A 13,454-nucleotide genomic window follows, 5' to 3' on the forward strand; every position below is an offset into this window, starting at 1 on the left:
AAAAACAGATATAAAAAAGCCGTGCGATAAAACAGCACGGCTTATGTCTTTTTGTCTGAGCTTTTGACTATTCCTGCTCTTCTTTTTTCTCTTTTGGCATGTGTTTATAAACGTACATACCAGTAAATAGAGTGTATAAGAAAGTTAAACCAAGTAAGCCAAATACTTTAAAGTTAACCCATACATCAAGAGGCATTTCAAATGCTACGTATAAGTTGGCAATTGCACATACGGTGAAAAATAAGATCCAAGCGTAGTTGATCTTGTTCCACTGGGAGTCAGTAAGCGTCACTTCTTTGCCTAGCATACCTTTGATTACAGGCTTTCCAATGATCTGAGAAACCATTAAACCAGCAGCAAAGACACAGTAAACAATGGTTACTTTCCATTTAATGAAATTATCATCGTGTAAAAATATGGTCATCCCACCAAATACAGTAACCATAAGGAAGGTGATTAGCTGCATTTTTTCTACTTTTTTATAAAGTAAATAAGTCACAACAAGTTGAATGGCTGTCGCTACGATAAGAGCGCCCGTTGCTGTATAGATATCGTACATTTTGTACAATGTAAAAAAGATAATCAGTGGGATAAAATCTAAAATCTGTTTCATGTTTATATATTGAGCCAAATAATTAATTATGCAGCGAGTGTAACTAATATTTGTAGGGGAGGGAATCGCTAAAAATTGCTTGTTACATTTTACCTATTCATTTCTTTTTGTAAGAGATAATTGGTTGGAGGTTATTAAATAAAAAAGCCTGTTCTTAATAGATAAGAAAGCAGGCTTTTTAGTTTTAGATAAGCTTAATTTTAAGCGTGTTTTTGTTCTGAATCTGGTTTTTCTTTAATAGAGCTTTCTTCAACTATAGCATCGACAATCACAGCACACGCAGCATCGCCTGTGATGTTAAGAGCGGTACGGGTCATGTCAAAGATTCGGTCTAATGCGAATAGCAGTGGTAGACCTTCAATCGGAATACCTGCAGCAAGTAGAACTGCAACAACTAAGAAAGATGGACCAGGAACACCTGCTTGGCCAACGGCACCTAGGGTAGAGGTTACGATAATTGCAACATAAGCACCAATAGATAGATCGATGTTGAACAGTTGAGCAAAGAAGATAGCAACTAAACCATAGTAAATTGCATTACCAGACATGTTGATTGTTGCACCCAGAGGCAATACAAACGAAGCTGTAGAGTTACGAACACCTAACTCTTTTTCAATGGTTTCCATTGTAACTGGTAGCGTTGCCATTGAAGAGGCAGTAGATAGAGCAACGGCTTGTGGTTTCTTCATTGCAATAAGGAATTTTTTGGCTGAGGTTTTAGTTAATAGGCCTACCATTAACGGGTAAGCGATAAAACCAAATACAAGAATAGCAGCAACGTAAACAACGAACAGTTTGAATACAACCATCAGTGCGCCAAAACCAAACGTGCCTACCGCTTCAGCCATTAGGCCAAATACACCGATAGGAGCGATGATCATTACTTTATTGATCATCCAAACCATAATATCAACAATGCTATTAACCGCATTGAGCATTGGTTCACGACGCTTCTTCTCTAGCTTAGAAAGACCAATACCAAAAAATAAGCAGAAAACGAGAATTTGAAGGATGTTTGCTTCATTTAGTGATTGGAAAACGTTGGTTGGGATCATTCCTGTAATGGTAGCCCAAAAGGTTGGAAGTTCGCCTTTTGCGGCATAAGCAGATGAAAACATTCCTTCAACACCAGAGAGGTCAATGCCTTTACCCGGCTCAAAAACCTCCCCCATAAATAGTGCAAGTGCAACAGCAAGTGCTGAAGTGATACCAAAGTAACCTAAAGTAGTTAACCCAACTTTACCTGCGTTACTGCTATTACCTAGCCCTGCAGCACCAGAGATTAGAGCAACAGCAACCAGTGGGATTACTAGCATTTTGATTAGGTTAATAAATATGGTGCCCAAAGGTGCGAACATCGCGGCAGATTGCCCCATTGTTGCACCAACCATCGTACCTACGATCATAGCAATAACGACTTGAATACCGATATTGTTGAGAAGTCCTTTTGCTTGTAACAATTTAATTACCTCTGCATTGTTTTTATAATAAGTTGTAGTTTTTATATCTTGTTAAGTATGCATTTATTAGTTAAATATATTGGTGGTCTTTTTACACGTAATATTTACATCTATCAACGTTTTTATTAAATAGATCTCAACTTATGTGGTTTTGTGTAGGAAGTTTGTTTCTTTTTTGTGCGTCATAATGCTTTGTTATTACTTATGCGATAAATAAACTCTAATTAACATTTAACGTAATAAAGCGAACAGAGAAAGGGAGGGATAAAAAAAGAGCTCGTGATGAGCTCTTTTGGAGTGGGGTAATATGTTAAATGTTATTTTTGTGTTGCAGATTTCATCTGAGAAGTAAACGATGAAAGAGCCTTAAGTAAAGCGGCTGGATTATTTTGATGTTGTTCAATGAGCTTTACGGTCGCAGAGCCAGAAATAGCCCCTGCTGCGCCGGCTTTAATCGCTTCTTCAACTTGTGCTGGCTCTGAAATTCCAAAACCTAAGATAGCAGGTGGTGCATCAAATTGGTTTAAGCGTTCTAATAGTTGAGCAACAGGCATACCTGCTTTAGTTTCTGCGCCAGTAACACCAGCACGAGAAAGAAGGTAAGTGTAGCCGCCACCTAGTTTCGCCACCGTTTCTAATGTTTCATCTGATGCCGATGGTGGAGCAATGAAGATAGGGTGAACATTATGCTTAATTGCACTTGCTCTGAATTCTGCTGATTCATTGGTTGGTACATCAGCAATTAACACTGAATCTACACCGGCCTGTTGGCATTTAGTATAAAAAGTGTCGATGCCATTAGCGAACACTAGGTTAGCGTAAACTAATAGACCAATTGGTGTTTCAGGGTATTTAGCACGGATTTTAGCGATTAATTCAAAACAAACTGTTGGTGTTGTTTTACTGTCTAATGCACGAATGTTTGCGCCTTGAATTGTCGGGCCATCCGCTAGAGGATCTGAAAATGGAATGCCTAATTCAAGTGCATCTGCTCCTGATTCAACTAACGTGTCCATGATCTGATAAGAAAGCTCTGGGTTTGGATCGCCAATGGTTACAAAAGGAACAAAGGCACCTTGGTTTTTGTTTGCTAATTTAGCAAATAGGTCTTGATAGCGATCCATTAGATTTCTCCCTTTTCTTTTAGAATGTCATGAACGGTGAAAATATCTTTATCACCGCGGCCTGATAGGTTAACAACCAATAGCTGCTCTTTTTCTGGCTCAGCGTGTGCTAGCTGAAGAGCATAAGCCAGAGCGTGAGACGATTCTAATGCAGGAATAATACCTTCGCCTTTTGCTAAGGTTTGGAATGCTTCTAGCGCTTCATCATCGGTAACTGATCCATATTCTGCACGGCCAATAGCGTTTAAATGTGCGTGTTGTGGACCAACTGATGGGAAATCAAGCCCAGCAGATACAGAGTAAGATTCTTCAATTTGACCATGTTCATCTTGCATCAATGGCGCTTTCATACCAAAGAAGATACCCGTTTTACCATGCTTAAGTGGCGCGCCATGTTGGTCGGTATCAATACCTTTACCTGCAGGCTCAACACCAATCAATTTCACATCTTCTTCTTCGATAAAATCAGCAAACATACCAATCGCGTTTGAACCGCCACCAACACAAGCAATCACCGCGTCAGGTAGGCGACCTTCACGTGCAAGGATCTGCATTTTTGTTTCTTCGCCAATCATTCGTTGGAAATCACGAACAATCGTTGGGAATGGGTGAGGGCCCGCGGCTGTACCTAATAGGTAATGCGCAGTTTCATAAGTTGCAGACCAGTCACGTAGTGCTTCATTACACGCATCTTTTAGCGTTGATGAACCTGAATGAACAGGGATCACTGTTGCACCCATTAACTCCATACGGAATACATTCGGGCTTTGACGTTCAATATCTTTAGCGCCCATGTAAACACGACATTTTAAGCCAAGTAGAGCACAAGCAAGAGCAGTCGCAACGCCATGTTGGCCTGCACCAGTCTCTGCGATAATTTCGTTTTTACCCATGCGTTTTGCAAGTAGCGCCTGACCTAATACTTGGTTAGTTTTGTGAGCGCCACCGTGCAGTAAGTCTTCACGCTTTAGATACAGTTTCGTTTTAGTGCCCTTGGTTAGGTTACGACAAAGGGTAAGGGCAGTAGGACGACCTGCGTATTCTTGTAGTAACGTCATAAACTCAGCGCGGAAATCGTCATCTGCTTGTGCATCAATGAATGCTTGTTCTAATTGATCAAGAGCAGGAACTAAGATTTGTGGAACGTATTGACCACCATATTCGCCGAAGTAGGCATCTAATTTTGCCATGATATTTTCCTTAATAATCTCGTAATGCGCTAAATACGGCGCGTAATTTTGTATGATCTTTTTTTCCTGGTGCCGATTCGACCCCAGAGTTGAAATCTAATCCGTAGCAGCCAAGTTGCGCGGCTTGTTTGGTATTGTCGAGTGATAAGCCACCAGCTAGCATAATGTCGTTATGTGGTAGTTTACTCCAATCGAAACTTACGCCAGTGCCACCTTCTTGTGAGCCAACTTTGCAATCTACCAATACCTTATCAGCAAGGCTTTGAGGAAGGGAAATACTTTGTGCGTCATCTGACACAGAAATAACATTCCACACTTGGCAATGATTTGGTAATTGCTGTTTTAGCTCCGCAATGTATTCTTCGCTTTCAGAACCATGTAGCTGAACCACTGTAAGAGATAGCTCATTTGCTCGTTGTGCAACCGTAGACACTGTCTCGTTTTGAAAAACGCCTACATAATTTAATGTGGTTGCTTGAGTTATGGTTTTTGCTGTCTCTAATGAAACAGAACGAGGTGATTTTTCTACAAAGATTAATCCACCATACACAGCACCAGACTCATAGACTGCTTTTGCATCATCAATAGAAGTCAAGCCACAGACTTTGTTTTCACCTAGGATCACTTTTCGTGCTGCTAGCTCTAGATTTTCTTCTGCCATTAATGAGCTACCAATTAAAAAACCTGTTGCGTGTTTTGCCAGATCTTTTACTTGTTGGTGGTTATAAATACCAGACTCAGAAATAATGGTAGTGCCTTTTGGCAGCAGTGGGGCAAGTTCTTTAGTGCGGTTCAAGTCGGTTGATAAATCACGTAGATTACGGTTGTTAATACCAATTACTTGCGCTTCTAATGCAACTGCTCTGTGTAATTCTTCTTCATTACTGACTTCAGTGAGTACACCCATGCCAAATGAATGAGCGACTTCTGCAAGTTCTCTGTATTCATCATCATTAAGCACAGAAAGCATTAATAGAATAGCATCGGCACCGTAATGGCGAGCTAAATACACTTGGTATGCATCAATCATAAAATCTTTGCATAGAATAGGCTGATTAACTTGGTCACGAATAATTGGCAAGAAATCAAAACTGCCTTGGAAATATTTTTCGTCAGTTAACACAGAAATTGCACTGGCGTGTTTGTTGTAGACTGAAGCAATGTAGTTAAGATCAAAATCTTGTCGGATTAATCCTTTCGATGGCGATGCTTTTTTACACTCAAGAATAAACTCAGTTTTTCCCGTTTTTAATGCTTGGTAAAAACTGCGGTCAGAGTTCGTTAGGCCATGTTGAAAGGTCTCAAGAGGCTGCGCTTCTTTACGTTCATTTATCCAAATTGCTTTGTCTTTGACAATTTTAACTAGCACTTCAGCCATTTGGGTGTTTTCTACTGAGATGTGCTCAGACAATTGTTGTGTCATCTTTCTATCCTCGTGCAGCCAGTTGTTGGACTAGCTCAAATGCTTTACCTGAGTTCATCGCATCGATTGCTTTTTGTGCATTGGCTTTTAAATCTTCATGACCAAACAGACGCATTAATAGTGACACGTTAACCGCAATAGCGCCCAGTTGAGCGTCAGTACCTTTACCTGTCAGAATATCAGTAATAATCGCTCTGTTTTCTTCTGGCTCTCCGCCTTTAATTGCTTCAAGCGGATGAGTGTCTAAACCAAAATCTTCGGGCGTTAATGTGTATTCTTTGATTTCACCATCAATAATTTCAGCGACGGTTGTTGGGCCATGAATAGCAACTTCATCTAAACCTGAGCCAAAGACAACCGCTGCGCGTTTCATTCCCATGTTCACCATGGTTTCTGCGATAGGGCGAACCAGAGACTCATCATATACACCCATTAATTCAATGTTTGGACGAGCAGGGTTGATTAAAGGACCAAGAATATTAAAGATAGTGCGTGTTTTCATGGTTTGACGAATTGGCATCGCGTGACGAACACCACCGTGATAGTGAGGCGCAAATAAGAAAGCAACACCTAAATCATCAACCGCTTTTCGTGTGTCTTCTGCTGACATGGCTAAATTAATACCAAATGAATCTAATAAGTCAGAAGAGCCTGATTTACTTGATACTCCGCGATTGCCGTGTTTTGCGATTTTAAGACCACAAGCAGCAGCAACAAACGCCGCAGTGGTGGAGATATTTATCGTATTTGAACCATCACCACCAGTGCCTACGATGTCGGCAAAATCATAATCTGGACGAGGGAATTCATTGGCATTATCAAGCAATGCTTTTGCTGCACCTGCAATTTCGTTTGGCGTTTCACCTTTGATTTTCAAACAGGTCAGAGCGGCGGTAAGTAGAATAGGTTCTAACTCGCCTTTAATTATGGCATCAAAAAGAACTTGGCTTTCTGTTTCTGAAAGCGAAGTTTGGTCATACAGTTTGGTAAAAATGGCTTCAATTTGAGTCATGCAAATATCCTTATTCTTTATTATCTGAACGGCTTGAATCTAAATTTAAAGCCCAGTTTAATGTATTAATTAGTAGCTCAGCGCCTTGCGTCGTAAGAATGGACTCAGGGTGAAATTGGAATCCACACACTTTATCTTCTTCTTGGATCACCGCCATGACTAAATCATCAACGGTAGCTGTAATGGTTAATTTCTCGGTTACTTTTGTTGCTACCAAAGAGTGGTAACGTGCAATAGAAAGTGGGTTTGGTAAACCATCAAAAATAGCATGCTGGTTATGATTCATCATTGCAGATTTACCATGAACGATTTCACCCGCACCTGCAACTATCCCATCATACGCTTCTACAATCGCTTGATGACCAAGACAAATCCCAATCATAGGTACTTTACCTTTTAAGCGTTGAATGACTTCAGGCATACAGCCGGCTTCTGATGGCGCGCCTGGTCCTGGAGATAGTACGACTACCGGGTTATCTAACTTGTTTACCGCTTCTTCAAAAGCACTTGCCGATAAGCTATTACGGTAAATAGTAACTGGATAGCCAAGAGAGCGAAATTGATCAACCAAGTTATAAGTAAAGGAGTCGAAATTATCGAGTAATACAATATGAGCCATTAGTTTTTCTCCTTAGTGCTTGCTGGTTGAGCTAAGTGCGCTTTTTGAATTGCAGAGATCACCGCTTGGGCTTTACCACGAGTTTCATCCGCTTCAGCTTGTGGGTTAGAGTCATACACCACACCAGCTCCGGCTTGAACTTGAGCAATACCGTCTTCAACATAGGCTGAACGAATAACAATACACGTATCCATGTTGCCATCGCCTGTTAAATATCCAACAGCACCGCCATAAGTGCCGCGGCGTGTTTTTTCTACGTCACGAATAAGTTGCATCGCACGAATTTTTGGTGCGCCAGTTAATGTCCCCATATTCATACAAGCTTGATAAGCATGAAGGGCATCAAGATCCCCTCGAAGCTGCCCTACAACACGAGAAACTAGATGCATAACATGACTGTAGCGATCGACTTTTAATAAATCAGCCACATAGCGAGTGCCTGCTTCTGAAATACGAGCTACATCATTACGCGCTAAGTCAACGAGCATCATGTGTTCTGCGTTTTCTTTGGTATCACAACGCAGTTCTAATTCAATGCGGCTGTCTAAATCATTATTGATAGACCCATCGCTATTTTTACCACGTTGACGTGTGCCTGCTATTGGGTAAATCTCGACTTGATTTGTGTCTTTTCCGTATTTCAATGCTGATTCAGGTGAGGCACCAAACAGGGTGAAATCACGATCTTGCAGATAAAACATGTATGGACTTGGGTTACCGATTTTAAGTTCACGATAAGCCGCCAATGGAGCAGGGCAAGGAAGAGTGAAGCGACGAGAAGGAACTACTTGGAAAATATCGCCTTTAATCACAAATTCTTTTAAATCTAATACGGTCTGACAGAACTCTTCATCTGACACACTTGGAATTGCTTCGCAGCTATCTAATGCTGGAACGCTTGGTATGGTATGAGGCTCTGAGCAAAAATCTTTAATTTCTATGAGTCGTTTGGATATTAAGTCTTTTAACTTATCATCAGCATTGAATAGAGTACCTTGTAACGTTGAACTTTCAGTCTGATGATCGATGACCAATAAGGATTCAGCAACATAAAAGACATAATCAGGGCATTTATTGATTGCCTCTGCATTACCTAAGTTCTCAAAATTAGCCACTAAATCATAAGCAAATAGGCCACCAAGAAAAAGAGAATTTGATGGTAATCCTGTTAAATCAAATTGGTGCTGGATAATACGTAGAGCATCGAAAGAAGAAAGTTCACGTAGACGGCTGTCTTCATCTAATTCCTGATTTATTTCAGGGAAGTGTAGCGTTAGTTTTGTGTGAGATGATTGAGAAATCAGAGAAATAGGAAAAGAGAGTGATAACGAGTTTAATAAATTCTCTCCATTCGGGGTTAATGCTTCTAAAACAACCTCTTTATCAAGGCAGTGAATTCGTACTGCAGCATCAATAAGCATCAGGCTTTTTAGGTTTTGTTTTGAATCGACTTCGGCGGATTCAAGCAATAAACTCATTGCCTGATGTGCGCATAATGTTGAATACAATTCCGTAGGATCGGAAACATATGGCACATCAAGACATAATAACTCTAGCTGACCATCTTTTGAGTATGATGACTGCATTTCAGCCTCCCTGCTAATACGTTGAATTGATGTTATATTTTTATTGGTTTTCATAGTCGCATATTTCACTTTTGTTGCCACTCTTTTCTTAAAACTTGTGAGGGCTGAATGACTGACTGTTTAGATTTTCATCTATTATTCATTTTATTGATTGGTTGTGCTTAAGGCATAAAAAAACCCGCTAGATGGCGGGCAAGGTTTTTATGTCAAATTAACTAAGCACAAAAACACTACCCGAAGTAGTGCCACCAACGCTTAGTCATTACGCTAGTTTTTAAGAATGCTTGTTGTTTGCTTAGCTGTGACATAAAGTACCTACTATTAAAACAAAGATAATATCAATTATTTATTGAGAAAGTGTTTAACTGCGTACCAGTAAACTAGTACGCGAGGTGAAAGTCAAGAGTTATTATGAAAATAGACCTACATAGTCACACAACGGCGTCAGATGGACGTATGTCTCCTGCTGAATTAGTAGAAAGGGCGGTTACTTTTAATGTGAAGGTGCTTGCTATCACCGATCACGATACTGTTGCAGGCTTAGCAGAAGCTCACCAAACGATTAAAGATAAAGAATTACCAGTGCATTTAATTGATGGTATTGAAATATCCACACTGTGGAGCAACAAGGATATTCATGTTGTAGGCCTTAATGTTGATATTAATCATCCTGAATTAATTGCATTGATAGAAGAACAGGCGCAACGTAGAGACTTACGAGCACGTAAAATGGCCGAGCGTCTTGAAAAAGCAGGTTATGTAGGAGCACTAGAAGGAGCACTTGCTCTTGCTAATGGAGGCTCATTAACACGAGCGCACTTTGGTAAGTGGTTAGTTGATCAAGGTCACGCCAAAACCATGCAAGCGGTGTTTAAAAAGTTTTTAACACGCAATAACATAGGATACGTTCCACCTGAATGGTGCTCAATTGAAGAGGCGGTTAAGGTAATTCACAATGCTGGGGGAACGGCAGTGTTAGCTCACCCAGGCAGATACAAACTGACGGCAAAGTGGGTTAAGCGTTTATTAGCCGCATTTGTTGAAGCAAAAGGGGATGCAATGGAAGTTGCTCTGCCTCAACAAGGTGTACAAGAGCGACGAGTACTTGCTGATTATGCGATTCAATATGAGTTACAAGCATCCCAAGGGTCTGATTTTCATTATCCTTCGCCTTGGACAGAGCTCGGACGAAATTTGTGGCTACCTGAAGGGGTAGTTCCAGTATGGCAAGAATGGGATTTACCAACATTTGAGTAGGCTTAATCCTTAAATAATAACAATGACCTGCTAGGCAGGAGGAATGATGAGCCAATTTTTTTATGTACACCCAGAAAACCCGCAAGCGCGTTTAATGACTCAAGCCGTTGCTATTATTCGTGATGGCGGAGTCGTTATCTACCCAACCGATTCAGGCTATGCATTAGGTTGCCAGCTTGAGAATAAACAGGCACTAGAACGTATTTGTCAGATCCGTCGTTTAGATGATAAGCATAACTTTACTTTGTTATGCCGCGATCTTTCTGAGCTCTCAATTTATGCTCGTGTTGATAATAGTGTTTTCCGTTTACTAAAAAATAATACACCGGGCGCATACACGTTTATTTTTAAGGGGACAAAAGAAGTCCCACGTCGGTTAATGAACCCAAAACGTAAGACAATAGGAATGCGTGTACCTGATAATAAAATTGCCCTTGCTCTTTTAGAAGAGTTAGGTGAGCCACTCATGTCGACTACATTGATTTTACCTGGTAATGACGTGGCTGAGTCTGATCCTGAAGCCATTCGTGATCAACTTGAGCATGCGGTAGATTTAATTATGAATGGTGGTTATTTAGGCGAACAACCAACAACGGTCGTTGATTTTAGTGATGATGAAATTAACGTTGTGCGTGTTGGTGCTGGTGATCCGAGCCCATTTCAATAATTAAAGAGTAATGAGCTTATAAATAGCCAGTATTGACTGGCTATTTTTATATCCATTCATCTAAGATTTCTAGCAATTGAGATTTAACAACCGGTTTTGTTAGATAGCCATCCATTATTGCAATTATTTTAGCTAATTCATCCTCTGAAGATTCACCAGTTAAAGCAATTATAGGGATTAATGGGTGTGTTTTTTTTATTTGTGTTGCTGCATCAATTCCGTTCATTATTGGCATACGTGAATCCATAAAAATAAGATCAATATTAGTATTGTTGATAATATCAATAGCTGATAACCCATTCTCAGCTTCAATAATTGTGAGATTATCTCTTGCAATAAATGTTTGAATTAGCATTCGTTGAATTTTTTTATCATCGACAATAAGTACCGTTTTAATCGTATTATTCCCGACGTTTAAGCTTTTTAGTGTATTTTTATTTTCAGCTAGGGATGAGGCATTAATTGTGTAATCAATGTTATCTTTAAGCTTTGGAAAGCTTAATATAAATTCTGTAAATTTCCCTTTCTGTGAATAACATGCAATATTTCCTTCAAAAGAGTGCATTACTCGTAAGCAATAAGAGAGCCCTAGGCCACTGCCACCTTCTTTATTATGAGTAAAAAAATCATCAAATATATGAGGTAAAACTGATGAATCTATCCCAGGACCTGAATCTCTAAAGCTAAGAGTATTAGAGGTATTTCCCTGAGTTAATTTAATCAATATTTTACTATTAGAGCCCTCAAAGTAATGAATGGCATTACGGAGTAAGTTAAAGAGTATAAATCCGTAAAGAGTGTCATTAACATGGATAGTAAAATCTTGTTTAAGATCCATACTTACTCTATTTCTAATGGCATCTGATTCAAATGCGTACTCATCAATAAATTGTTTGGTTAATGTCGATATGGAGTAATTTAGAAACAGAGAGTTGTTAATCTCTGAATTTTTGGTTTCACTTAATATGATGTCAATGAGTTGTGCACCACGTTGAATTGCAAGCTTTCCTTGTCGTAATTCATTATCTATATTTGTCTCTTTAGAATGAAGTCCAATGCGCTCAAAGTGGTATTGTAGCTGCGATAATGGATTTCTCATCTCATGAGCTATTGAGTTTGCAAGAGCTTGAGATTGCTGTACTTTTCTTTCACTCTCAATATAGCCTTGAACTTTAGTTAGAACCCATTGAATTGCGCTAATTTCTTCATTTGAAAAGGTAGAACCATTACGTTTATCTGGTGAAATTAATAAGTGAGATATGAGTTTATTCTCACCAAAAATAGGTAAGATCAATGCAGTTTTATGTGTATGCATTTCTTTTTGAACTTCATGTAGCGTAGAGTTATTTAGTTTGGGAGCGTAATGAAGTTGATAATCTAATTCATCCTTAACTAATGCAGAGTTGGCGTTATTTAAATGTGGAATGAAAATATTATAATTGGTATTTTTTCCAACGAGTAATAATTCTTCTTGTGGAGTGTCTATTAATGTGGCGAGTTTCATCATTGCTTTTTGGCTTGAATATTTAAACTCATCAGCGATATCATATATTTGCTCGACAGATGTTTTTTTATTTCTATATATTAATAAGCTTGAAAGTAATTTTGTTATTTTTAATGTTTTCTCCCAAAGTAAGCCTGTGAAAATTATAGCTAATAGTGAAATGTATAATAGGTTGCTTTGTTCGATATTCGAGTAAGTGAATATGATAGGAAGTAGATATATAATAACATTTATAGAGTAGGATAATAACCAATAAGAAATATAGCGGAAACTATATAATCGATGATAAAGTAAAGTGTATCCAATTAATACAGCTTCAGTAACCGATAATACCGGCGGAACCCAAGCAAATGAAAAATCATGCCATATTATAGGTATAATAATTTGAGATATGATTGTTGAAGACATGAAAATAAGGATGCCGATTAGTAAATAAACTGATTTTCCTTTATTAAGTTTTAATTTACTTTTTCTTAATTTAAGGAAGTTAACAATAATTAAGCTAATAAATACGAATGCGTTAATAAAGAAAATAGATGCGAATGGGCCGAAACTAATCGTGAAATTACCTTTATCAACAATAGTTACGCCTGTAACTGTTAAATTTGGTATTAAATTAATGGTAAGAGCAAAGATTGTTTCTGCGTAAAACAAGACAATTTGCCAAGGCTCCATTTGTTTGTTTTTCCGAGTCGATGACAGGCGGCAAGAAAATAGAAATGCAAAAGCGAAGGCAAAATATGAGGCTAAGTTGGCCATTACAGCGATGGCAATAGCGGTATCTTCGCTGAATTTTGGTAATAATTCCGATTGAAAATAAAAGTTCGTTAAAATCCAAATTATAATAAAGATAGAATACCCTATGTAGGGGTAGTAGATTTTAGGATCTACTTCCATTCGATCTTTAAATAAAGATCGAATGAAGAAGGCTACCCATAGTAAAATGAATGCAGAGATAAATAGCAATAAATTATCTTTAGGTAAACCAATTAACATTTA

At 38.8% G+C, this 13,454-nt stretch carries 11 protein-coding genes; 2 read left to right on the forward strand and 9 right to left on the reverse strand.

Translation table 11 applies throughout. The annotated features are described in order from the left end of the window. Positions 1-67 precede the first annotated feature (67 nt). The 8 genes from BTO22_RS04610 to BTO22_RS04645 all read right to left on the reverse strand — a co-directional run bounded on the left by BTO22_RS04610 (position 68) and on the right by BTO22_RS04645 (position 9,027). Positions 68-613, reverse strand: coding sequence for a septation protein A (locus tag BTO22_RS04610; RefSeq protein WP_105054476.1), 546 nt, complete (start codon positions 611-613; stop codon positions 68-70). A gap of 200 nt (positions 614-813) precedes the next feature. Next, positions 814-2,073: a dicarboxylate/amino acid:cation symporter gene (locus tag BTO22_RS04615; protein WP_105054477.1), complete on the reverse strand. Its 1,260-nt coding sequence runs from the start codon at positions 2,071-2,073 to the stop codon at positions 814-816. Positions 2,074-2,390: 317 nt separating this feature from the next. After that, entirely contained in the window at positions 2,391-3,197 is an 807-nt protein-coding gene (trpA, locus tag BTO22_RS04620; RefSeq protein WP_105054478.1) for a tryptophan synthase subunit alpha, read from the reverse strand. Further along, positions 3,197-4,387: a tryptophan synthase subunit beta gene (gene trpB / locus BTO22_RS04625; protein ID WP_105054479.1), complete on the reverse strand. Its 1,191-nt coding sequence runs from the start codon at positions 4,385-4,387 to the stop codon at positions 3,197-3,199. Before trpB ends, trpA begins: the two co-directional genes overlap by 1 nt. A 10-nt stretch (positions 4,388-4,397) precedes the next feature. Then, entirely contained in the window at positions 4,398-5,810 is a 1,413-nt protein-coding gene (gene trpCF, locus BTO22_RS04630) for a bifunctional indole-3-glycerol-phosphate synthase TrpC/phosphoribosylanthranilate isomerase TrpF (RefSeq protein ID WP_105054480.1), read from the reverse strand. Positions 5,811-5,814: 4 nt separating this feature from the next. After that, positions 5,815-6,822, reverse strand: a complete 1,008-nt coding sequence (trpD, locus tag BTO22_RS04635) for an anthranilate phosphoribosyltransferase (protein ID WP_105054481.1) — start codon at positions 6,820-6,822, stop codon at positions 5,815-5,817. Positions 6,823-6,832: 10 nt separating this feature from the next. Then, positions 6,833-7,441, reverse strand: coding sequence for an aminodeoxychorismate/anthranilate synthase component II (locus BTO22_RS04640; protein WP_105054482.1), 609 nt, complete (start codon positions 7,439-7,441; stop codon positions 6,833-6,835). Then, positions 7,441-9,027, reverse strand: a complete 1,587-nt coding sequence (locus tag BTO22_RS04645) for an anthranilate synthase component 1 (protein ID WP_105054483.1) — start codon at positions 9,025-9,027, stop codon at positions 7,441-7,443. The genes BTO22_RS04640 and BTO22_RS04645 overlap by 1 nt, the downstream gene beginning before the upstream one ends. A 411-nt stretch (positions 9,028-9,438) precedes the next feature. Here BTO22_RS04645 and rnm point away from each other — a divergent pair, with 411 nt between their 5' ends. Then, positions 9,439-10,284 (forward strand): RNase RNM, encoded by an 846-nt coding sequence (rnm, locus tag BTO22_RS04650; protein WP_105054484.1) that lies wholly within the window; start codon positions 9,439-9,441, stop codon positions 10,282-10,284. 46 nt (positions 10,285-10,330) lie between these two features. Then, positions 10,331-10,951, forward strand: coding sequence for an L-threonylcarbamoyladenylate synthase (locus BTO22_RS04655; RefSeq protein ID WP_105054485.1), 621 nt, complete (start codon positions 10,331-10,333; stop codon positions 10,949-10,951). 46 nt (positions 10,952-10,997) lie between these two features. On the opposite strand, the gene BTO22_RS04660 is transcribed toward BTO22_RS04655, so the two are convergent. Then, positions 10,998-13,451, reverse strand: a complete 2,454-nt coding sequence (locus tag BTO22_RS04660; RefSeq protein WP_105054486.1) for an ATP-binding response regulator — start codon at positions 13,449-13,451, stop codon at positions 10,998-11,000. Positions 13,452-13,454: the final 3 nt, after the last annotated feature.

The sequence above is a fragment of the Aliivibrio sifiae genome, assembly GCF_002954705.1.
GTDB classification, from domain to species: Bacteria; Pseudomonadota; Gammaproteobacteria; order Enterobacterales; family Vibrionaceae; genus Aliivibrio; species Aliivibrio sifiae_A.

Coding starts and splice junctions, on each gene's coding strand:
- BTO22_RS04610 (WP_105054476.1), bottom strand. CDS start 613: ATGAAACAGATTTTAGATTTTATCCCACTGATTATCTTTTTTACATTG.
- trpA (WP_105054478.1), bottom strand. CDS start 3,197: ATGGATCGCTATCAAGACCTATTTGCTAAATTAGCAAACAAAAACCAA.
- trpB (WP_105054479.1), bottom strand. CDS start 4,387: ATGGCAAAATTAGATGCCTACTTCGGCGAATATGGTGGTCAATACGTT.
- trpCF (WP_105054480.1), bottom strand. CDS start 5,810: ATGACACAACAATTGTCTGAGCACATCTCAGTAGAAAACACCCAAATG.
- trpD (WP_105054481.1), bottom strand. CDS start 6,822: ATGACTCAAATTGAAGCCATTTTTACCAAACTGTATGACCAAACTTCG.
- BTO22_RS04640 (WP_105054482.1), bottom strand. CDS start 7,441: ATGGCTCATATTGTATTACTCGATAATTTCGACTCCTTTACTTATAAC.
- BTO22_RS04645 (WP_105054483.1), bottom strand. CDS start 9,027: ATGCAGTCATCATACTCAAAAGATGGTCAGCTAGAGTTATTATGTCTT.
- rnm (WP_105054484.1), top strand. CDS start 9,439: ATGAAAATAGACCTACATAGTCACACAACGGCGTCAGATGGACGTATG.
- BTO22_RS04655 (WP_105054485.1), top strand. CDS start 10,331: ATGAGCCAATTTTTTTATGTACACCCAGAAAACCCGCAAGCGCGTTTA.
- BTO22_RS04660 (WP_105054486.1), bottom strand. CDS start 13,451: ATGTTAATTGGTTTACCTAAAGATAATTTATTGCTATTTATCTCTGCA.